The sequence below is a fragment of the Pararhizobium sp. DWP3-4 genome, from assembly GCF_049898205.1.
Classification (GTDB): Bacteria; Pseudomonadota; Alphaproteobacteria; order Rhizobiales; family Rhizobiaceae; genus Pararhizobium.
In genome coordinates this window covers 67,437-87,536 of the sequence record NZ_JAFCXF010000007.1, presented here as the reverse complement: position 1 = coordinate 87,536, position 20,100 = coordinate 67,437, and the positions used below count along the sequence as shown (strand labels likewise).

Below are 20,100 nucleotides of genomic sequence, written 5' to 3'. Positions count from 1 at the left end.
TTGCAGACCAGCATTCATCAAATTTGCTGATCAATCCTCGCCGTGATTGGCGATCATCATCGCTTCGAATGCCATGCGATCGACCTTGCGCATGCGCTCGGAGTCCGATTTCAGCTGGCCGCAGGCGGCGAGGATGTCGCGGCCGCGCGGCGTGCGGATCGGCGAGGCATAGCCGGCCGCGTTGATGAAATCGGCGAATTTCTCGATCTCTTCCCATTTCGAACACTGGTAGTTCGTACCCGGCCAAGGGTTGAACGGGATCAGGTTGATCTTGGCCGGAATGCCCTTCAGCAGGCGCACCAGTTCCTTGGCATCTTCCAGAGTGTCGTTGACGCCTTCGAGCATCACATATTCGAAAGTGATGCGACGGGCGTTCGACAGGCCGGGATAGTTGCGGCAGGCGTCGAGCAGGTCCTTCAGCGGATACTTTTTATTGATCGGCACCAGCATGTCGCGCAGATCGTCCTTCACCGCATGCAGCGAGATCGCGAGCATGACGCCGATTTCCTCGCCGGTGCGGAAGATTTCCGGAACGATGCCGGAGGTCGACAGCGTGACGCGGCGCTTCGACAGCGACAGGCCGTCGCCGTCGGTTGCGATCAGCAGCGCCGTCTTGACGTTCTCGAAATTGTAGAGCGGCTCGCCCATGCCCATCATCACCATGTTGGTGACCTTGCGGCCCTCATTGGGGACGACGGTGCCGGCCGGCGTGTCGCGGTCCGGGAAGTCGCCGAGACGGTCGCGAGCAAGCAGCAGCTGCGAGAGAATTTCCTCGGCCGTCAGGTTGCGCACCAGCTTCTGCGTGCCGGTATGACAGAAGGAACAGGTGAGCGTGCATCCGACCTGGCTGGAAACGCAAAGCGTGCCGCGTCCTTCCTCGGGAATATAGACGGTTTCGATTTCGACAGGACGGCCGGCACCGCGCGGCGGGAAGCGCAGCAGCCACTTGCGGGTGCCGTCGGTGGAGATCTGTTCTTCAACGATTTCAGGCCGGGCGATGGTGAAATGCTTCTTCAGCAGCTCGCGCATGTCCTTCGACACATTGGTCATGTGGTCGAAATCGGAAACGCCGCGCACATAGAGCCAGTTCCAGAGCTGGCTGGAGCGCATCTTGACCTGCTTTGCCGGAACGCCGACTTCGGCCAGCGCCTTGCCCATGTCTTCGCGCGAAAGCCCGATCAGCGTCGGCTTTTCTGCCATCATGGCTGGGCGGACGGGCGCCTTGACGGGGCGGTCCAGATCGAGTGCTTCAGTCGCGGCCATTCTCGCCATTTCCCATGTTTGCGATACGCAAGGTCCGTTCAAGCGCTTTTGCCTGCAGCCGGTCGCGTAAATGCTGAGATCAGAGTTCGTTTGCCGCGCATCGGGAACGTCAAAGATCCGCGCAGCTATCGTTGAGCGGGCCCTTAGCACGGTTTTCGCCCGGCGTCACCCTCCGGTGCTTCACGGCAGATCTGCAAAAAGACGAAGGCCTTAACGGGGAAAGGCCGGATGAACCGGCCTTTCGAAACAGGATTGAGGTCGTGTTCTGCTTACTTGCAGTTTTCGATCTGCTTCAGCGCAGCCGAAATGCCCGAGAGCGAATAGGAATAGGCCGTCGGCGTGCCCTTGCGCGACTTGGCGGCAACCGACATGGCCTTGCCGGTCTTCATCGCAGCTACGAGTGCCGGCTCTTCAGCGGCGTTCTCAACCCAGGCCGAGTTGCCCTTGGTGAACATCGTGAAGTTCTTGGCGTCAATGGTGACGACGACCTTCGAGCTTTCCTGAAGCGGATAGCCCATCATCGCCTGCGGTTCATAGGAGATGTTCTGGCCGGGGCGCTGCGACACGAGGAAAAAGACATCGCCGTGATCGACATTGGCCGGGCTCTTGTCCTTCGGAACGGAGAGCACATAGCAGACCTTGCCGGCGCCGGCCTGATAGGAATAGGCGCCCCAGGCGTTGAACTGCTGAATGCGGGTCGGCGACTGGGCCGAAGCAACGCCGGCAAATGCCAGCACGAGTGCGATTGCGAGGTTGAGCTTTCTTACAAACATCTTGTCCTGCCGGTTTCTTGCTGCCAAAGCCCGATCAGCATCAGCCGGGCAACGCATGGTCATGATTTCATTGATTTTGACTTAATTCAGGTTACCAAACCGTCAACATTCCCCGAATTCGCTACCTTTCCGCTTTAATACGGAACAAAGTACGAAGCAAACTTGGCTCAAGTTTCAGGTTGGCGGTAAAGCGGCCGAATGAAACAAGCGTGGGAACGGTGCCGGCGGGATATTGCCGAATTCCGTCTGCCCTGCACGTTTGGCTTGCCAGGCCACCGCCCGATCAGCCGACGCGTGCCCGGCGCCGTTTTATGTCACAAAGAATCAGGCAAGAGTTTGACCTTTGACAAAAGCGCTGTACCTGTTGTGAAATACTGCGAAAATCAGGCCGGAGGCGATCAAAAGCGGAATGAATGTTGAAGTCAGACAGCATTTCGCCGCCCTTGCAGTGGCCGTCGCACGCAATCGTGACCAGGCCGCTTTTTCGGAGCTCTTCGACTTTTTTGCCCCCCGGCTCAAATCTTTCCTAATGCGGCAGAATGCCAGCGTTGCGGAAGCGGAGGAGGTCGTGCAGGAGGTGATGGTCATCCTTTGGCAGAAGGCCCACCTTTACGACCCGAAAAAATCCTCGCTTTCCACCTGGCTTTTCCGCATCGCCCGCAATCGCCGCATCGATGCAGCCCGCAGGCAGCGTAACGGGACGCTTGACGTGCACGAACCGCTTCTCCTGCCTGCAGCGCCGCCAGCGCCGGATGATTTGATCGAAAGTGAAGATCGCGAACAGATCGTCCGGATTGCGCTGACACAACTGCCTGCCGAACAGGTCACCCTGATCCAGATGGCGTTTTTCTTCGGTCAATCGCACTCGGAGATTTCCGCAGCCACCGGCCTGCCGCTTGGAACCGTCAAGTCCCGCATCCGCCTCGCCTTCGGCAAGTTGCGAACGCTGCTCGAAGCAGGCGGTGTGGACAGTGCGTATTGATGTTGATCAGTCTGGGAGCTTGTCGCGCAAGGTCTCGTCCGCCTTGAGATAGTGCATTTCCTTGATCTGACCGCTGATGGCGGCAAAGGCTGCGGTCAAAACGGCGATGTCGTCGGAAAAGCCGACCATGGCCAGGACGTCGGGGATGAAATCGAACGGCATGACGAAATAGGCGAGTGCACCGAGCAGGATACCGCGCGTGCGCAGCGGCGTCGCCGGGTCCATGGCGCAGTAATAGGCGGCAACGACGTCGCGGCTGAACGGCACTTGCCGCATTGCCCGTTTCAGGGTTGGCCAGAAACGGCGCCGCACCTTGCGGGCCTTTGCCTCCTGCTCGCTTTCCTCGCCAGGCAGCAAAATCTCGCCGATCTTGATGTCATCCATCTTGTGTGTCCCATCCGTCATGGAAAATCATATGGTGAGCAAAGCCGGGATTTCAAATGCCCTATTTCAGGTGGTCGGGCATCCGGCCCGCCGCTGCCCTGTCCATCTTGGCCGCAAGCTTGAAGTCGAGTTCGGTCAATCCTTGCGAATCGTGCGTGGTGAGCGTCACGTCCACCTTGTTGTAGACATTGAACCATTCCGGATGATGGTTGAGCTTTTCGGCCGAGATCGCGCTTTCCGTCATGAAGCCGAAGGCTTCGACGAAGGTCTTGAAACGGAAGGCTTTCCAGATCGACAGCCCATCTTCGGCAAGTACCCAGCCCTCCATCTTCGAAAGGTTGTCGGCAACGGCCTCCTTGGCGAGCTTTTCCTGTTTCATGGCACAATCCCCTCCAGTTTTTTTGACAGCGGCAACCGGTATTTCCAGTTCCACAACGCGGGACCCGGAGATAGGTTCAACCTTTTCTCGGGCCCTGTTGGATAGCATGAAACCTGCCAGAATTCTGTTTGTCTGTCTCGGCAATATCTGCCGCTCTCCCTTGGCCGAGGGAATTCTACGGCATGTCGCAGGGGATGGTTTGGTGGATGTGGATTCGGCCGGTACCGGTGGCTGGCATATCGGCGATCCGCCGGATCGGCGCTCGATCGCGGTTGCACGCAAACATGGGATCGATATTGCCGGTCAGCGCTGCCGCAAGGTCCAAGCCGGTGATTTCGAAGCTTTCGATCTGATCTTTGCGATGGACCGAAGCAATCTGGCTCATCTGCGCGCGCTGGCACCGCCGGAGGTGCAGCATAAGCTGCACCTGTTTCTCGACTATACGCTAGGGACCACCCGCGATGTTCCCGACCCCTATTATGAAGGGCCGGAGGGCTTCGAGACCGTCTACAACATGCTCTTTGAGGGATGCACGTCGCTCACCGGCAGGCTCGACGAGCGCTCGTAGAGCGGGAAGACTTCCTCGGTGACATAAGGGCCGCCGCCAACCGAATCGCGCGACGACAGAAGCACGAAGCGGGAGACGGTGAAGGGGTTGGTATAGAAGCCGCCGCGGCCGGAGAGGTAGCTGACCACATCCTCGACCCGCGACGACCGCAACCGGCCAAGCGTTACATGCGGGGTGAATTTGCGCGGGTCGGCGGGCAGGCCGAGCCTTTGGCATATCCGCTCGATTTCGGCCTGGAGGGCATAGAGTTCCGGCGGATTGCTTACACCCGCCCAGACCGAATGCGGTTTCTTCGAGCCGAAGGCGCCAGTGCCGGTCAATTGCAGCTGGAATTCCGGGCGTTCGATGCGGTCCAGCCGGTCGACGATCTCGTCGGCAGTGCGGTTTTCGACGTCACCGATGAAGCGAAGAGTGATGTGGTAATTCTCCACATCGATCCAACGGGCACCGGGAAGACCACCACGCAACAATGAGAGGCTCATTGCGGCATTACGCGGTATCTCGAGGGCGGTGAAAAGTCTCGGCATAACGAGCTCCCCGAATCTCATGAAGATAACCCAGCGAATCATGCTTGCCATCTGGAAGCAATTATAATTTCGCACCTGCAATATTTATCCAACGCGATTAACAGGCGCTGAACAAGAAAATAATTCTGGATTGGTTAGCGTCAGCCCCCCGTTGAGAGTGATTGAAGGAAACGTTCAGCTGATGGCAGCATGCGTTCGACCATGACGCCGATGCCGTCGCCGTTCGGATGCATGCCGTCCTCGATCTTCAGCTTGGCATCTTCGACAACGCCGTCGAGGAAGAACGGATAGAGTTCAAGGCCGTTGGTCTTGGCAAGTTCCGGATAGATCGGGTTGAACCGCGCGGCATAATCGGCGCCCATGTTCGGCGGCGCCATCATGCCGACCAGAAGCACGGCGATGCCGCGCGACTTCAGCTTCTCGATCATGGCGACCAGGTTCTTGCGGCTTTCCTCGGGCGCGATGCCGCGCAGGGCATCGTTGGCGCCAAGTTCGAGAATGACGCCTTTGGTGCCATCCGGAACCGACCAGTCGATCCGCGCCAGACCGCCGGAAGTCGTGTCGCCGGAGACGCCGGCATTGCTGATCGTCACGTCGTGGCCCTTTTCGCGCAGGGCCTTTTCGAGCCGGGCCGGGAAGGCATCTTCGGCCGGCAGCTGGTAGCCGGCCATCAGGCTATCGCCGAAGCCGACGAGGCTGAGCGGCTCGGCGCGGCTGACCGCCGGCATGATCACAATTGCTGTGATCGCCAACAAAAATGTACAGAAACCTTTTATTCGCATGAACGTGCCCTTAAATCGGTAAAAGTCAGCCGTTCCGGCAACCTTCATATTGTACATATAGGACAGTTTCCTTTGGCAAAAACCATGATCGAACTGAAAAATGCGGATCTGACCCTCGGCCAGGCCGCTGCGTCCGTTCATGTGCTCAAGGGTATGGATCTGTCGATCGATGCAGGCGAGTCCGTCGGGATCGTCGGCCCGTCCGGATCCGGAAAATCCACGCTTTTGATGGTTCTGGCCGGGCTGGAGCGTCTCGACAGCGGCGAGATCGTCATCGACGGCACGCCACTGCACGGCTTGAGCGAAGACCGGGTGGCGGAATTCCGTGGCCGCAATATCGGCATCGTCTTCCAGTCGTTCCATCTGATCCCCAATATGACGGCGCTGGAAAACGTCGCCGTGCCGCTTGAGCTTGCCAATGTCCGCGACGCCTTCGAGATCGCCCGCCAGGAACTGATCTCCGTCGGCCTCGGTGAACGGCTGTCCCATTATCCCGGACAACTGTCGGGCGGCGAGCAGCAGCGCGTCGCCATTGCGCGGGCGCTGGCGCCGTCGCCAAAACTTCTGATCGCCGACGAGCCGACCGGTAATCTCGACGCCGAAACCGGCAAGCAGGTGGCCGATCTGATCTTTTCCAAGCAGGCCGAGCGCGACATGACGCTGGTTCTGGTCACCCATGACACGTCGCTTGCCGCCCGCTGCTCGCGCCAGGTGCGGGTCCGTTCCGGCGAGATCGTCTCCGGCGCCGGTCATGAACCATCGGTTTCCGCTTCGCTATCCAAGGTCGCGTCCGCATGAGCGCCGCTGCTTTCGGCGGTTTCCGTCTTGGACTGGCCTTACGCTTAGCGCTGCGCGAAATGCGCGGCGGTCTGCGAGGGTTCTACATTTTTCTCGCCTGCGTAGCGCTCGGAACGGCGGCGATCGCCGGGGTCAACTCGCTGTCGCAGTCGATCACCGGCTCGATCGCCAGCCAGGGGCGCGAGCTTCTCGCCGGTGACCTCCGCTTCGAGCTCAACAACCGCGTCGCAACCGACGAGGAAAAAGCGTTCATCGACAGCCTTGGCATGGTCTCTGTCTCGTCCGGTCTGCGCTCGATGGCGCGGCTGCCGGATGGCTCCAACCAGGCGCTGGTCGAGCTGAAAGCCGTTGATGGCGCCTATCCGCTCTACGGTACGTTCGATAGCGAACCGGCGGCACCGCTTGGTGATATGATCGCTGAAGACAATGGCGTTTACGAAGCGCTCGCCGCGCCGCTTTTGCTTGACCGCCTTGGCATCAAGACCGGCGATGAAATCCTGCTCGGGACTGCCCGCATTCGCGTGGCTGGAACCATCGTGCGCGAACCGGATGCCCTGTCGGACGGTTTTGGGTTTGCGCCGCGCCTGCTGATCTCGAAACAGGCGCTTGACGCCTCCGGTCTCGTGCAGACGGGAAGCCTGGTCGAGCATACCTACAAGGTGAAGGTCGCCGATAGCTCCAGCGTGCCGGCCTTGCGCAGGCAGGCGGAGGAAAAGTTTCCGCAGGCCGGATGGTCGGTGCGCACCAGCCAGAACGCCGCTCCGGCACTGACGGCGAATATTACCCGCTTTTCGCAGTTCCTCACCCTGGTCGGGCTGACGGCGCTGATCGTCGGCGGTGTCGGTGTGGCCAACGCCGTGCGCTCCTATCTCGACTCCAAACGCGGCGTCATCGCCACGTTCAAATGCGTCGGCGCGCCGGCCTCGATGGTCACGACCATCTATCTCATCCAGATCCTGCTGATTGCCTTTATCGGCATCGGCATCGGCCTTGTGCTCGGCGCGCTCATTCCGTTCATTGCGGCGCAATTCCTTGCGGGTGTGCTGCCGGTATCGACGGCGTTCCAGCTCTACCCGGGCGCACTCGGCCTTGCCGCCGTGTTCGGCCTTTTGAGCTCGCTCGCCTTTGCCCTCCTGCCGCTCGGTCATGCCCGCGAAGTTCCGGCGACCGCGCTGTTTCGCGAACAGGGGTTCGAGCGGGCGCGTCTGCCGTCCTGGCCTTATCTGGTGGCCGCTGCCCTTTGCCTCGGTGCTCTCGCAGGCCTTGCGATCCTTACGGCCTATGACCGGACGATCTCGCTGACCTTCCTCGGAGCCATCGCCTTTTCCTTCGTCGTGCTGCGCGGTGTCGCCATTCTGGTCGCCATGCTTGCCCGCCGGGCGCCGCGCGTCAGTTCGCCGGCACTCAGGCTTGCCATCGGCAATATTCATCGCCCTGGCGCGCTGACGCCCTCGGTGGTCCTGTCGCTCGGGCTTGGCCTGGCGCTTCTGGTGACGCTGGCGCTGATCGACGGCAACCTGCGCCGCGAATTGACCGGCAACCTACCGGAACGGGCGCCGAACTTCTTCTTCGTCGATATCCAGAGCGCCGAGGTCGAGGGTTTCCGTTCCCTGCTGCAAACAAGCCTGCCGGAGGGCAAGGTTATCGAGGTGCCGATGCTGCGTGGCCGTATCCTCGCCTTCAACGGCCAGGACGTCACCAAGATGAACGTTCCGGCTGCCGGTCAATGGGTCCTGCGCGGCGACCGGGGCATCACCTATGCCAAGAACAAGCCCGAAAATTCGACATTGACCGAGGGCGGCTGGTGGGCACCGGATTACACCGGCGAGCCGCTGGTGTCGTTTTCGTCGGAAGAGGCCGGTGAACTCGGCTTGAAGATCGGCGATAACGTCACCGTCAACGTGCTTGGCCGCAATCTCACCGCCCGGATCGCCAACTTCCGCAAGGTCGAGTGGGAATCCCTGTCGATCAATTTCGTCATGGTGTTCTCGCCCAACACCTTTGCCGGTGCGCCGCATGCCTGGCTGGCCACTGTGATCGATCCGGGTGCGACGGCGCAGGAGGAGGCAGCCACGCTCAAGGCCGTCACCAATGCTTACCCGACGATCACCAGTGTCCGGGTCAAGGACGCGCTTGATATCATCAACGTGCTGGTCGGCCAGTTGGCAACGGCCATCCGTGCCGCCGCTGCCGTGGCGCTGGTTGCATCGATCCTGGTGCTGGCCGGGGCGCTTGCGGCCGGCAACCGGGCACGCACCCATGATGCCGTCGTCTTGAAAACACTGGGCGCTACACGCTCGACGCTGATCCGCGCCTTCTGCTACGAATATGCCATCCTCGGGCTATCGACGGCGATCTTCGCGCTCTTTGCCGGCGGGGTCGCGGCCTGGTTCGTGGTCAGCAAAATCATGAGCTTGCCGTCGTCCTTCCTGCCGGACGTGGCGCTGATCACCATGGCTGTCGCTCTCGTCGTCACGGTCGGTTTCGGCCTGGCCGGCACCTGGCGGGTGCTCGGGCAGAAGGCTGCACCCGTCCTGCGCGAGCTCTGAGCGCCCAGTTAACCGTTAACGCTAACCCCCGAATGCCTGAGAATCCGCTTTTCGGCTGATTCTCAGGGCTGCCGGTCTTGTGTAAGTCATATTTCGACATCATATTCAGCACAGGCATGCTGGAGCCCCGCAGCGGCGCCTGGGTTAAGTGGCTGGCACCTTTCAAGGATGCGCCCTTACCGCCCGACACCGTAAACTTAACCGGGGCTTTTAAAGAGGAAACAATGGCTGATCTTAGAAACTACCAAACCCGAATGTCGCCTGCCGGCGCACAGGCGGGGGCCGTAATCGACGAAGGTCTGCGCACCTATATGCTCAAGGTGTACAACCTGATGGCCCTCGGTCTGGCAATCACCGGTATCGCTGCCTACGCTGCGTTTCAGTTCGCTTTTGCGGACGGACAACTGACGGCGTTCGGCCAGGCGATCTATGTGAGCCCGCTGAAGTGGGTGGTCATGCTCGCGCCGCTGGCTCTGGTGTTCTACATGAGCTTCCGCATCAACTCGATGAGCGTGTCGGCCGCGCAGACGACCTTCTGGGTCTATGCAGGCCTGATGGGCCTCTCGCTGTCGTCGATCTTCCTGATCTATACCGGCCAGAGCATCACCCAGACGTTCTTCGTCACGGCCGCTTCGTTCGGCGCTCTGTCGCTCTACGGCTACACCACCAAGCGTAGCCTGTCCGGCATGGGTTCATTCCTGATGATGGGTCTGTTCGGCCTGATCATCGCTTCGATCGTCAACATCTTCCTCGCCTCGTCGGCGCTTGAGTTTGCGATCTCGGCTATCGGTGTTCTGATCTTCGCAGGCCTTACCGCCTACGATACCCAGAAGATCAAGGAAATGTACTTCGAAGCAGACGGTGCCGAAGCCGCTGGCCGCAAGGCCATCATGGGCGCGCTGACGTTGTATCTCGACTTCATCAACCTGTTCCTGTTCATGCTGCGTTTCCTCGGAAACCGCAATTAATCCGGAACCGGATACTTCTGAAAAGGCGGCTTCGGCCGCCTTTTTTGTTGCCTGCATTTTGGCAAGGCCGCTCGCTTGAATGGTCGGATGCGATATGGCAGACGAGGGAACACTCTTCCCAGACAGGTCTGCCCATGTCCTTTATCCTGCGCGATGCGACCCCATCCGACATTCCCGCTATTACAGCGATCTATCGGGAATCCGTGCTGAACGGCGTCGCCTCCTATGAGATGACGGCGCCGGATGAATCTGAAATGGCCTCGCGCTTTTCGGTGATCACCGGCAACGGCTATCCCTATATCGCTGCGGTCGATGCGGACGGCATCCTCTTGGGTTACGCCTATGCCTCGGCATTCCGGACCCGCACGGCCTACCGTTTCCTGGTCGAGGATTCGATCTATCTGGCACCGGAGGCGCGGGGGCGTGGTGTGGGCAAGGCGCTGCTGGCTGAACTGATCCGGCTCTGCACAACGCTGGGCTTCCGCCAGATGGTCGCCGTCATCGGCGGCGCGCATCCAGCTTCGGTCGCCGTCCATCGTGCGGCCGGTTTCGAGCATGGCGGGCTTATGAAGGGCACGGGTTTCAAGCACGGACGCTGGCTCGATACGATCATCATGCAATTGCCGCTCGGCGAGGGGCTGACGACCGATCCGGAGCCGGGCGTCTACCCCGATACGCTCTACCGGGGCTAACTCAGGTCTTGATGACCTTCAGCATCTTGTCGAAGACTTTGAGAACCTGCTGTAGGTCATGGCCACGCTTCAGGATCATGCCGTGGGTATTGGCGACGCTGAAGGCGCCTTGCCTGGCAGACAGTTTCGGATTCTTTTCGATCCGGAACAGCGGCATCTCACCCGACCGCTTGAAAACCGAGAAGACGGCCTTGTCACGCAGATGGTCCATCGCATAGTCGCGCCATTCCCCTTCGCCAACCATACGGCCGTAGACCCGGAGGATCATGTCCAGCTCGCGGCGATGGAAGGTTATGGGAAGTTGGTCCTGATTGCTGCTGCGATATTCGTGCAGGTTAACAACCACATCGGACGATTTCTGCCTTTCGGAACGGGTCTCGCCTTGCGGCAAATCCGGCTGATCAGTCATCGGTACTCCGGCCTTATATTGTGACAGGACGGTTACAGTTTGCCTGACCTTGGCTGAAATGCAAGCCGCAAGGCCCGTCGAAATAGTGGGTGACTTTTTTCGGCGTGCCGCATTTTAAACAAACCGACGCCCCATTTGACAGGGAAACTCCCTATCGTTGGCGCGAGGGAGTCCTTCCGAGTGTCCGGCCTGCATGTGCGTTAAGGATTTTTCTGTCCTCAGCGGGTGCAGCAATGGAGTGGCTAGCCAAAGCGTCCTTCGGACGCGGTTACTCCACACGCCATATCGAGCGGGTGCTGTCTGCGCCTGCGAAATGTGGCCGGTTCGGTCCGGCATCTTCGAACCCTCAGCCCCAGCCCCTCGATGCTGCCGGGCCGAACCAGATCAAGCTTAGAAGTCTAGTCCGTCATTGAGCAGTATTTGCCATGACAGTTGTGGCACCAACGATGGCGCCGGGCGTTTCATTGTCTTTCATCTTCTGTAGAAGCACCGCACAGCCGCCGTTTTCGCCTTCGTTGAGGATGGACGCGGGCAACACGAAACTGGCAGGCTTGCCGTCCCACATGCCGATCGTCTGGATGTCGCGGACGGAGTGCCAATAGGAAATCGTCTTGCCGCTGTTTTCGCCCTTCTTGACATCGACGAGCTGCTGGCGATTGAAATAGACGACGACGACATTGGCCTTGCCTGTGCCGGCCCCGATCCTGATATCGATCTCGTCTTTGCGGACGCTGGCGGAGACTGGAACGGCAAGCCCGTCCCCCGTTGCCTTCATTGCCGACAAGCGATTGTTGATTCCGTCCAGATCGGCGCCGTTGATGTGGTCGCGGCCGTTGAGCACCGCCTGCGGCGTGTAGACACCACTACGGCCGAACATTTTCGCATAGGCATATTGCCGGGCAGTATTGTCCTTCGAGGCGAGCGTGTCGGCCCAGCCGAGATAGTTCCAGTAATCGACATGATAGGAGAGCGCCACGACTTTGCCGTCGTCGATCAGCGTTTTCAAAGCCGCGTCCGCCGGAGGGCAAGAGGAGCAGCCCTGGCTGGTGAACAGTTCCACGACGCCTGCCGGCTTTACCGCATCTTCGGCCATAGCCGGCATCGCCATGAGGCCAAGGCCAAAGGCGAGCATGATGCGGCGAACGGTGCTTGATCCAGACATCGGGACTTCCATTTCGAGGGTGTGGCATTTCAAGGTCGGCAGCTTAACCGTGTTGTACCGGCGTAAAGCCTCAGTCGGCATCCTTCATACGCTGCTCCTCTTTCAACGGAAAATCACGTTGGAGTGAGGCTTGAGGCTCCGGCGATCACAAAAAAACCGGGGCTTGTGAAAGCCCCGGTTTCGTTCATGTCAGCATTCGTGATGCCATCAGGCAGCGAGATCGCGCAGAACCGTTTGCAGGATGCCGCCATTGTTCATGTAGGTGACCTCATCGAGCGTATCGATGCGGCAGATCAGCGGAACGTCCTTCACCGTGCCGTCGGCATAGGTGATCCTGGCGACGCGCTTTTCACGCGGCTGGACATTGGCGAGACCGTCGATCGTGACGCTCTCGTCGCCCTTCAGGCCGAGCGATTCCCAGGTCGTGCCTTCCTCGAAGACGAAGGGCACGATGCCCATGCCGACGAGGTTGGAGCGGTGGATACGCTCGAACGACTGGGCGATCACGGCCTTGACGCCGAGAAGGTTGGTACCCTTGGCAGCCCAGTCACGCGACGAACCGTTGCCGTACTCGACGCCGGCGAAGATGACCAGCGGCACGCCTTCGGCCTTGTACTGCATGGCGGCGTCGTAGATCGACATCTCTTCCTTCGAAGGATAGTGGATCGTGTAGCCGCCTTCCTTGCCGTTCGGGCCCATCATGTGATTACGGATGCGGATATTGGCAAACGTGCCGCGCATCATCACTTCATGGTTGCCGCGGCGCGTGCCGTACTGGTTGAAGTCGGCAACGCCGACGCCGTGGTTGATCAGGTAGGCACCGGCAGGCGACGCTGCCTTGATCGATCCGGCCGGCGAGATGTGGTCGGTGGTGATCTTGTCGCCGAACAGGCCAAGGACGCGGGCGCCCTTGATGTCGGAGATGCCCGAACCGGTCTTGCCCATGCCGACGAAGTAGGGCGGGTTCTGCACATAGGTCGAGTTGTCGTCCCAGGCGTAGGTCTGGCCTTCCGGAATCTGGACGGCCTGCCAGTTGGCGTCGCCCTTGAACACGTCGGCATATTTCGATGCGTAGAGTGCGCGGGTGACGTATTTCAGGATGTATTCCTGGATTTCCTGCGAGGTCGGCCAGACGTCCTTGAGGAACACCGGCTGTCCATCGCTGCCGATGCCGAGCGGCTCGGTAGTGAGGTCCTTCTGGACCGTACCGGCGAGCGCATAGGCGACGACCAGCGGCGGCGAGGCGAGGTAGTTCGCCTGAACGTCCGGCGAGATGCGGCCTTCGAAGTTGCGGTTGCCCGAGAGAACTCCGGACATGATCAGGCCCTTCTCGTTGATCGTCTTCGAGATCGGTGCCGGCAGTGGGCCGGAATTGCCGATGCAGGTCGTGCAGCCGAAGCCGACGAGGTTGAAGCCGAGTGCATCCAGCGAATCCTGCAGTCCGGACTTGGACAGGTACTCACCGACAACCTGGCTTCCAGGTGCGAGCGATGTCTTGACCCAAGGGGCGGTCTTCAAGCCCTTGGCAACGGCGTTGCGGGCGAGAAGGCCGGCAGCGATCAGAACCGAGGGGTTGGACGTGTTGGTGCACGACGTGATGGCGGCAATCGCCACGTCGCCGTGACCGATATCGTAATCCGCGCCTTCGACGGCATAGCGCATGTCGAGCTGGCCCGGCTTCTTGTATTCGCCTTCGAGCGAGCCGGCGAAACCGGATGCGATGTTTTCCAGCGGGATGCGGCCTTCCGGACGCTTCGGGCCGGCCATGGCCGGAACAACCTGACCGAGATCGAGTTCGAGCGTGTCGGTGAAGACCAGATCGGAACCGTCATTGTCACGCCACATGCCCTGCGCCTTGGAATAGGCTTCGACCAGCGCGATGCGCTGTTCTTCGCGGCCGGACATGGTGAGGTAGTTGATGGTTTCGGAATCGACCGGGAAGAAGCCGCAGGTCGCGCCATATTCCGGACCCATGTTGCCGATCGTCGCGCGGTCGGCCAGCGTCATGTTGTCGAGGCCGGAACCGAAGAATTCGACGAACTTGGACACGACGCCCTTCTTGCGCAGCATCTGCACGACCATCAGCACGAGGTCGGTCGCGGTGACGCCTTCCTTGAGCTTGCCGGTCAGCTTGAAGCCGATGACTTCAGGCAGGAGCATGGAAACGGGCTGGCCGAGCATGGCCGCTTCCGCCTCGATACCACCGACGCCCCAGCCGAGAACGCCCAGGCCATTGATCATGGTCGTGTGGCTGTCGGTGCCGACGCAGGTATCCGGATAGGCGGTGATCTCGCCGTCTTCTTCCTTGGTCCAGACGGTCTGGCCGAGATACTCAAGATTCACCTGGTGACAGATACCGGTGCCCGGAGGAACCACGCGAAAATTCTTGAAGGCCTGCTGGCCCCATTTCAGGAAGCGGTAGCGCTCGCCGTTGCGCTCGTATTCGAGCTCGACATTGCGGGCGAAGGCCGTTGGCGTGCCGAATTCATCGACGATGACTGAGTGGTCGATGACCAGGTCGACGGGAACCAGGGGGTTGATCTTTTCCGGATCGCCACCGAGCGAAACCATCGCGTCGCGCATCGCGGCCAGATCGACGACGGCGGGAACGCCGGTGAAGTCCTGCATCAGCACGCGGGCCGGGCGGTAGGCGATTTCGTTTTCTTCGCGGCCCTTGTTGTTCAGCCAGTCGGCAACGGCCAGGATATTCTCCTTGGTGACCGTCCGGCCGTCTTCGAAGCGCAAGAGGTTCTCAAGCAGAACCTTCATCGAATAAGGAAGCTTTGAAACGCCGGCGAGGCCGTTTTCTTCCGCCTTCGGCAGGCTGTAATAGACGTAGTCTACGCCGTTGACGGAAAGCGTCGAACGACAATTGAAACTGTCTAGGGATTTGGACACTGGAATACCCCGTTCCGTTAGATCGCCAAAACGTGACGCACGAACGCCCGAACGCATTTAAAGCGCGATATGGGATGCGGGTACGGCCATTTCCGCTGTCCGTACGTGGAAATCATTCCAAGTTCGGCGCTAGGATGAAATTCACGCCGACCGCTGGCGTGTTGGGGCGGTTATAGATAATTTCTCCGGAACGTGCCAGACCATCCGTCCTCAATTTGAGACAATTTTTTTGCGCTGCGACGAACGTCGTAAAGGGAATGTGAATGCCGATCCGCCTGCGTGTCGAAGGACTCAGTGCAAAACGCGGTGAGGACCTGATTTTCCACGATATTTCGTTCGTTGTTGCGGCCGGAGAAGCCTTGGTCGTCACCGGTCCGAACGGTTCGGGCAAGTCGACATTGTTGCGCGTTCTGGCGGGGCTTCTGACGCCTGAATCCGGCACTGTCCGGCTGGACGATACATCAGCCGATATTGGCCATCCGCGCGAGCTCTGCCACTATCTCGGCCACCGCAACGCGATGAAGCACGAGCTGACCGTGGAAGAAAATCTCTCCTTCTGGAAATCCTTCATGGGTGATTCGGTTGATGGTTCCGGCATCGGCATCGAGGAGGCGGCGGAAGCACTCGGCCTTGGCGGAATTTCGCATCTTCCGTTCGGCTACCTCTCCGCGGGACAGCAGCGGCGCATGGCGATGGCCAAGCTGCTGGTCGCCTACCGGCCGGTCTGGGTCCTCGACGAGCCGACGGCCGCACTCGACGCGGCGGCGGACCGGCTGTTTGCGGGCCTGGTGGAGCGGCATCTGGAGGCAGGCGGTCTTGTCGTTGCGGCGACGCATCAGCCGCTGGGGGTGGCCGCGCGGGAATTGCGGATGACGGGGTTTGCGGGTGCATTTGCGGAGGTAGAGCTTTGATATCTCCAGCGCTTCGCCGCGTGGTTCCCCCTCATCCGGCCCTTCGGGCCACCTTCTCCCCGTGGGGGAGAAGAGGGAGCGCGCTGCGGCTGCGTCCATCCCAGCCATCTATTGAGACTAGAGTTTTCTATGTTGCATTGTGTTCGCCACAAACTGCCTCTTCTCCCCAGCGGGGAGAAGGTGGCCCGAAGGGCCGGATGAGGGAGCCTTCACCCAGCATTCAGGGGATATCCGCATGATCGCCCTCTTCCTCCGCGACCTCAAACTCTCTGTCCGCGCTGGCGGCGGCGCCCTGATCGGCGTGCTGTTTTTCATGACGGTCGTTGCCGTGGTTCCCTTTGCCGTCGGCCCCGATCTCAATCTCCTGTCCCGCATCGGCCCGGCAATTCTGTGGATCGGTGCGCTGCTCGCCTCGCTGCTTGGCCTCGACCGGCTGTTCCAGGCGGAGCGGGAGGATGGGTCGCTGGACCTGATGCTGATGCAGGAGGCGCCGCTGGTGCTGACGGTGCTGGTGAAATGCCTGGCGCACTGGACCGCGACCGGGCTGCCGCTGGTGGTTGCCGCACCGCTGCTCGGTCTGTTCATGAACATGGGCGAGGTCGCCATCGGCGCAACCATGCTGACGCTGCTGGTCGGCACCCCTGCCATCACCTTCATCGGCGCAACTGGCGCTGCCGTGGCGGTTACCCTGCCGCGCGGTGGATTGCTGGTGTCGATCCTCGTCCTGCCGCTGGCGATCCCGGTGCTGATCTTCGGCGTCAGTGCCGCCTATGCCGCCGTTCAGGACCCGGCGCCATTTCTGCCGCCCCTGCTGATCCTGATCGCGATCACGCTGTTCTTTGCGGTCATCGGCCCGCTGGCCGCCGCCTTGGCGCTCCGGTCTGCGTCGGACTAGAAATCGGGGGCAGAGCGTCACGCGCCCTTTTGAACGCGCGGCGCTCTGACGCAAATGTGATTGATGCCCCTTTATTGAAGAGAAGCGCGTTGCACGCTAAAGAACCATCATGAGCGAAAACAGTCTGGCCATTCGAAAATTCAGCGATCTTGCCAACCCGACCCGGTTTCTGGCCCTGGCGGCCCGTGTCCTGCCGTGGTTTGCCGGTTTGACGGTGCTGCTGTTTGCCGCTGGGCTCTATCTGTCCTTCACCACCGAAGGCGATTACCAGCAGGGCGAGACGGTGCGCATCATGTATGTGCATGTGCCGGCCGCCTGGCTGTCTATGATGTGTTATTCGGTGATGGCGGTTTCGGCGTTGGGAACGCTGGTCTGGCGCCATCCGCTGGCCGATGTCGCCGCCCGCGCCGCCGCACCGATTGGTGCCTCCTTCACTTTTCTGGCGCTGGTCACCGGTTCGCTCTGGGGCAAGCCGATGTGGGGCACCTGGTGGGTGTGGGACGCGCGTCTGACCTCGGTCTTCGTGCTGTTCCTGATGTATCTCGGGCTGATGGCGCTCAACCGTGCCATGGACGAACCCGGCAAGGCGGCCAAGGTTTCGGCCGTGCTGATCCTCGTCGGCTTCGTCAATATCCCGATCATCAAGTTCTCGGTCGAATGGTGGAACACGCTGCATCAGCCGGCAAGCGTATTGAGGCTCGGCGGCTCGGCGATTGATCCGGAATTCCTGCGGCCATTGCTGGTGATGGCGGTTGCCTTCACCATGCTGTTCTTCACCCTGCACATCGCCGCCATGCGCAACGAGATCTGGCGCCGCCGGGTGACCTCGATGCGCCGTCAGGCTGCCCGAAGTGCCGGCCGGGAGGTCTGAGCCGATGATGACCCACACCGCCTATGTTCTTGCCAGCTATGCCATCGCCGCTCTCACGGTGATTGCTCTCGTTTTCTGGGTGTGGACCGACGGGCGCGCCCGCCGCCGCGAATTGCAGACGTTGGAATCCGCCGGTATCCGCCGGCGTTCGGCGCAAGCCGGAGAGACACAATGAACATAGAGACCCCCATCACGCCCGAAGCCACCCGGCCGGGCAAGATGCGCATCGTCTTTGCGCTGCTGCCGCTGTTGATCTTTGCCGGGCTGGCCGTGATTTTCTGGAGCCAGCTCGATTCCGGCCGGGACATCAGCGAAATCCCGTCTGCGCTGATCGGCACAAAGGCACCATCACTCGATATGCCGTCCCTTGAGGGCGCGACGTTCAAAGGGGCTCCAATGCCGCCGCTGACCGATGCGGCGATCAAGGGCAAGTTGACGCTGGTCAATGTCTGGGCCTCCTGGTGTGTGCCCTGCCGCGAGGAAAACCCGATCATTCTCGAATTGGCCAAGGATTCCAGACTGACGGTGGTCGGGATCAACTACAAGGACCAAACCGGTAATGCGCTGCGGTTCCTCGGCGAGCTCGGCAATCCCTTTTCCGCCGTCGGCGTCGATCCACACGGCAAGGCGGCCATCGACTGGGGCGTCTACGGTATCCCGGAATCCTACCTGGTCGATGCGTCGGGCACGATCATCTACAAGCGGGTGGGGCCTTTCGATGAACGCAGCCTGAAGGAAGGTCTGTATCCGGCGATCGCAAAGGCGGCGGCGAAGTAGGCGTTTAGGCTTGGTTCTCTTCTCCCCAGCGGGGAGAAGGCGGCGCACAGCGCCGGATGAGGGGGCGGGTCGCTTCGGATTCGCGGAAAACCCCCCTCATTGCCTCACTGCGTTCGGCACTTCTCCCCGCGGGGGAGAAGAGGGAGATCGTGACGCGCTCACGCAATCCAAAGGTTCAACTGAGTGGGCGCGGGGAAATATTTCGCTTCAGTCCTGCTTTTCGAACTCTCTCAAAGCGCGCTTTGCCACGCCTTCACCGCGTCCAGCGGATAAACCAGCATCAGCACGTTCAAGGTCAGGTTATCGCGGATCAGCCAGCCGGTGAAAATCTCGAAGATGATGGCGATGGCGACGGTCACGGCGATTGGTGCGCGCCGGGCGAAGAAGAAGCCGAGCGCCATGAATACCGTATCCATCGCCGAGTTCAGGATGCTGTCGCCATAATAATCGAGGGAGATGGTGGCGGTGCGGTAGCGGTCGATGATGATGGGGGAGTTTTCGAGGATTTCCCAGCCGGATTCGATCACCAGCGCCAAAAGCAGCTTTGCCGCCAGTGGTTTGCCACGCAAGGTCAGGTGGGCCAGCCCGTAGAACAGGAAACCGTGGATGATGTGCGACGGGGTATACCAGTCGGCCAGATGCTGCGAATTGCCCGGACCGTTGGCATTGGGCTCGAACAGCTTGATGGTGCCGCACTCGCAGATCGGCGTGCGGCCCATCCAGTATTCGATGACGATCTGCAGGATGAAAACGCTAGCGCAGGCGGCAAGCCATAAGGTGGCGGCGCGCGATGAACGGCTTTCTGCCGGTACCAAAGTGGTCACTTCGGGGTATCCTGATCCAGCGAGTGCTTCATGATAACAGGCATCTGCGACAGGGTGAACAGCACCGTGATCGGCATCGTGCCCCAGACCTTGAAGGCGACCCAGAAATCGGTCGAGAAATTGCGCCAGACGACTTCGTTGAGGACGGCGAGGACCAGGAAGAAGATGCCCCAGCGAATGGTCAGCTTGCGCCAGCCTTCCTCGTCGAGCTTGAAGGCGGAATGGAAGACATAGCCGAGCAGCGACTTTCCAAACAGCAGGCCGCCGAGCAGAATGACACCGAACAGCGTATTTATGATGGTCGGCTTGATCTTGATGAACGTGTCATTCTGCAGCCAGAGAGTGAACGCGCCCATGATGAAGACGACGATGCCGGAAATCAGCGGCATCATCGGAAGGGTGCGGGTCAAAATCCAGGACGCGGTGAGCGCAATCGCGGTCGCGGCCATGAACAGGCCGGTGGCGATGAAGATCGGCCCGCCGAGTTCGGTCAGCGCCGGAAACTCCCGCGCCAGCCATTCGCCGCGCGAATTGGCGAAGAAGAAGACCACCAGCGGTCCAAGCTCCAGCACCATTTTCAGGAGCGGGCTGATTTCCTTGCGCGGCTTGACCGCCTCGATCGATGACATAGTGACGTCCTTAAAGCGGTTATCTTGCATGCCCGGTATGCGGGCTATTCGTCTCTGTC

At 60.4% G+C, this 20,100-nt stretch carries 22 protein-coding genes; 11 read left to right on the top strand and 11 right to left on the bottom strand.

The annotated features are described in order from the left end of the window. Positions 1 to 30 precede the first annotated feature (30 nt). Positions 31 to 1,203 (bottom strand): 23S rRNA (adenine(2503)-C(2))-methyltransferase RlmN, encoded by a 1,173-nt coding sequence (gene rlmN, locus ACP7E6_RS18885; RefSeq protein ID WP_426231491.1) that lies wholly within the window; start codon positions 1,201 to 1,203, stop codon positions 31 to 33. Between the two features lie 329 nt (positions 1,204 to 1,532). Further along, positions 1,533 to 2,036 (bottom strand): invasion associated locus B family protein, encoded by a 504-nt coding sequence (locus ACP7E6_RS18880; RefSeq protein ID WP_113241799.1) that lies wholly within the window; start codon positions 2,034 to 2,036, stop codon positions 1,533 to 1,535. Between the two features lie 409 nt (positions 2,037 to 2,445). On the opposite strand from ACP7E6_RS18880, the gene ACP7E6_RS18875 reads away from it, so the two are divergent. Further along, positions 2,446 to 3,018, top strand: a complete 573-nt coding sequence (locus ACP7E6_RS18875; RefSeq protein ID WP_426129813.1) for a sigma-70 family RNA polymerase sigma factor — start codon at positions 2,446 to 2,448, stop codon at positions 3,016 to 3,018. Between the two features lie 6 nt (positions 3,019 to 3,024). On the opposite strand, the gene ACP7E6_RS18870 is transcribed toward ACP7E6_RS18875, so the two are convergent. Continuing rightward, positions 3,025 to 3,402 (bottom strand): YkvA family protein, encoded by a 378-nt coding sequence (locus ACP7E6_RS18870; protein ID WP_426231264.1) that lies wholly within the window; start codon positions 3,400 to 3,402, stop codon positions 3,025 to 3,027. Positions 3,403 to 3,463: 61 nt separating this feature from the next. After that, a complete protein-coding gene (locus tag ACP7E6_RS18865) occupies positions 3,464 to 3,781 on the bottom strand; it encodes a 4a-hydroxytetrahydrobiopterin dehydratase (RefSeq protein ID WP_426231263.1) in 318 nt (105 codons plus the stop codon). Between the two features lie 106 nt (positions 3,782 to 3,887). Here ACP7E6_RS18865 and ACP7E6_RS18860 point away from each other — a divergent pair, with 106 nt between their 5' ends. Then, on the top strand, positions 3,888 to 4,349 hold the full coding sequence (locus tag ACP7E6_RS18860; protein WP_426231262.1) for a low molecular weight protein-tyrosine-phosphatase: 462 nt from the start codon (positions 3,888 to 3,890) through the stop codon (positions 4,347 to 4,349). On the opposite strand, the gene thpR is transcribed toward ACP7E6_RS18860, so the two are convergent. Both thpR and ACP7E6_RS18850 read right to left on the bottom strand, forming a co-directional pair. After that, positions 4,289 to 4,876 carry an RNA 2',3'-cyclic phosphodiesterase gene (gene thpR / locus ACP7E6_RS18855; RefSeq protein ID WP_426129810.1) on the bottom strand — a complete coding sequence of 196 codons (588 nt, stop codon included), beginning with the start codon at positions 4,874 to 4,876 and terminating at the stop codon, positions 4,289 to 4,291. The genes ACP7E6_RS18860 and thpR overlap by 61 nt on opposite strands. A 140-nt stretch (positions 4,877 to 5,016) precedes the next feature. Further along, positions 5,017 to 5,658 carry an arylesterase gene (locus ACP7E6_RS18850; RefSeq protein ID WP_426231261.1) on the bottom strand — a complete coding sequence of 214 codons (642 nt, stop codon included), beginning with the start codon at positions 5,656 to 5,658 and terminating at the stop codon, positions 5,017 to 5,019. 72 nt (positions 5,659 to 5,730) lie between these two features. Here ACP7E6_RS18850 and ACP7E6_RS18845 point away from each other — a divergent pair, with 72 nt between their 5' ends. The 4 genes from ACP7E6_RS18845 to ACP7E6_RS18830 all read left to right on the top strand — a co-directional run bounded on the left by ACP7E6_RS18845 (position 5,731) and on the right by ACP7E6_RS18830 (position 10,665). Beyond that, complete coding sequence (locus tag ACP7E6_RS18845) at positions 5,731 to 6,456, top strand: ABC transporter ATP-binding protein (protein ID WP_426231260.1); 726 nt, start codon at positions 5,731 to 5,733, stop codon at positions 6,454 to 6,456. After that, the gene (locus tag ACP7E6_RS18840; protein WP_426231259.1) at positions 6,453 to 9,005 is read left to right on the top strand and encodes an ABC transporter permease; all 2,553 of its coding nucleotides are present in this window, start codon (positions 6,453 to 6,455) and stop codon (positions 9,003 to 9,005) included. Before ACP7E6_RS18845 ends, ACP7E6_RS18840 begins: the two co-directional genes overlap by 4 nt. Positions 9,006 to 9,229: 224 nt before the next feature. Then, positions 9,230 to 9,973 (top strand): Bax inhibitor-1/YccA family protein, encoded by a 744-nt coding sequence (locus ACP7E6_RS18835; RefSeq protein ID WP_426231258.1) that lies wholly within the window; start codon positions 9,230 to 9,232, stop codon positions 9,971 to 9,973. A gap of 134 nt (positions 9,974 to 10,107) precedes the next feature. Next, complete coding sequence (locus tag ACP7E6_RS18830) at positions 10,108 to 10,665, top strand: GNAT family N-acetyltransferase (protein WP_426231257.1); 558 nt, start codon at positions 10,108 to 10,110, stop codon at positions 10,663 to 10,665. Between the two features lies 1 nt (position 10,666). Here ACP7E6_RS18830 and ACP7E6_RS18825 read toward each other — a convergent pair whose 3' ends face one another. From ACP7E6_RS18825 to acnA, 3 genes are all read right to left on the bottom strand, one after another. Next, on the bottom strand, positions 10,667 to 11,074 hold the full coding sequence (locus tag ACP7E6_RS18825) for a DUF2794 domain-containing protein (RefSeq protein WP_426231256.1): 408 nt from the start codon (positions 11,072 to 11,074) through the stop codon (positions 10,667 to 10,669). Positions 11,075 to 11,480: 406 nt separating this feature from the next. Then, complete coding sequence (locus tag ACP7E6_RS18820) at positions 11,481 to 12,236, bottom strand: DUF1223 domain-containing protein (protein WP_426231255.1); 756 nt, start codon at positions 12,234 to 12,236, stop codon at positions 11,481 to 11,483. Positions 12,237 to 12,443: 207 nt separating this feature from the next. Next, a complete protein-coding gene (gene acnA, locus ACP7E6_RS18815) occupies positions 12,444 to 15,134 on the bottom strand; it encodes an aconitate hydratase AcnA (protein WP_426231254.1) in 2,691 nt (896 codons plus the stop codon). Between the two features lie 269 nt (positions 15,135 to 15,403). Between acnA and ccmA the strand changes: the two genes are divergently transcribed. The 5 genes from ccmA to ACP7E6_RS18790 all read left to right on the top strand — a co-directional run bounded on the left by ccmA (position 15,404) and on the right by ACP7E6_RS18790 (position 18,588). Next, entirely contained in the window at positions 15,404 to 16,045 is a 642-nt protein-coding gene (gene ccmA, locus ACP7E6_RS18810) for a heme ABC exporter ATP-binding protein CcmA (protein WP_426231490.1), read from the top strand. A gap of 235 nt (positions 16,046 to 16,280) precedes the next feature. Beyond that, positions 16,281 to 16,940: a heme exporter protein CcmB gene (gene ccmB / locus ACP7E6_RS18805; RefSeq protein WP_426231253.1), complete on the top strand. Its 660-nt coding sequence runs from the start codon at positions 16,281 to 16,283 to the stop codon at positions 16,938 to 16,940. A gap of 109 nt (positions 16,941 to 17,049) precedes the next feature. After that, complete coding sequence (locus ACP7E6_RS18800) at positions 17,050 to 17,811, top strand: heme ABC transporter permease (RefSeq protein WP_113316005.1); 762 nt, start codon at positions 17,050 to 17,052, stop codon at positions 17,809 to 17,811. Between the two features lie 4 nt (positions 17,812 to 17,815). Further along, positions 17,816 to 17,986 carry a heme exporter protein CcmD gene (ccmD, locus tag ACP7E6_RS18795; RefSeq protein ID WP_426231252.1) on the top strand — a complete coding sequence of 57 codons (171 nt, stop codon included), beginning with the start codon at positions 17,816 to 17,818 and terminating at the stop codon, positions 17,984 to 17,986. Beyond that, positions 17,983 to 18,588, top strand: a complete 606-nt coding sequence (locus ACP7E6_RS18790; RefSeq protein ID WP_426231251.1) for a DsbE family thiol:disulfide interchange protein — start codon at positions 17,983 to 17,985, stop codon at positions 18,586 to 18,588. Before ccmD ends, ACP7E6_RS18790 begins: the two co-directional genes overlap by 4 nt. A gap of 230 nt (positions 18,589 to 18,818) precedes the next feature. On the opposite strand, the gene ACP7E6_RS18785 is transcribed toward ACP7E6_RS18790, so the two are convergent. Next, entirely contained in the window at positions 18,819 to 19,412 is a 594-nt protein-coding gene (locus ACP7E6_RS18785; protein ID WP_426231250.1) for a DUF2585 domain-containing protein, read from the bottom strand. Continuing rightward, positions 19,409 to 20,041: a septation protein A gene (locus ACP7E6_RS18780; RefSeq protein WP_426231249.1), complete on the bottom strand. Its 633-nt coding sequence runs from the start codon at positions 20,039 to 20,041 to the stop codon at positions 19,409 to 19,411. Before ACP7E6_RS18780 ends, ACP7E6_RS18785 begins: the two co-directional genes overlap by 4 nt. Positions 20,042 to 20,100: the final 59 nt, after the last annotated feature.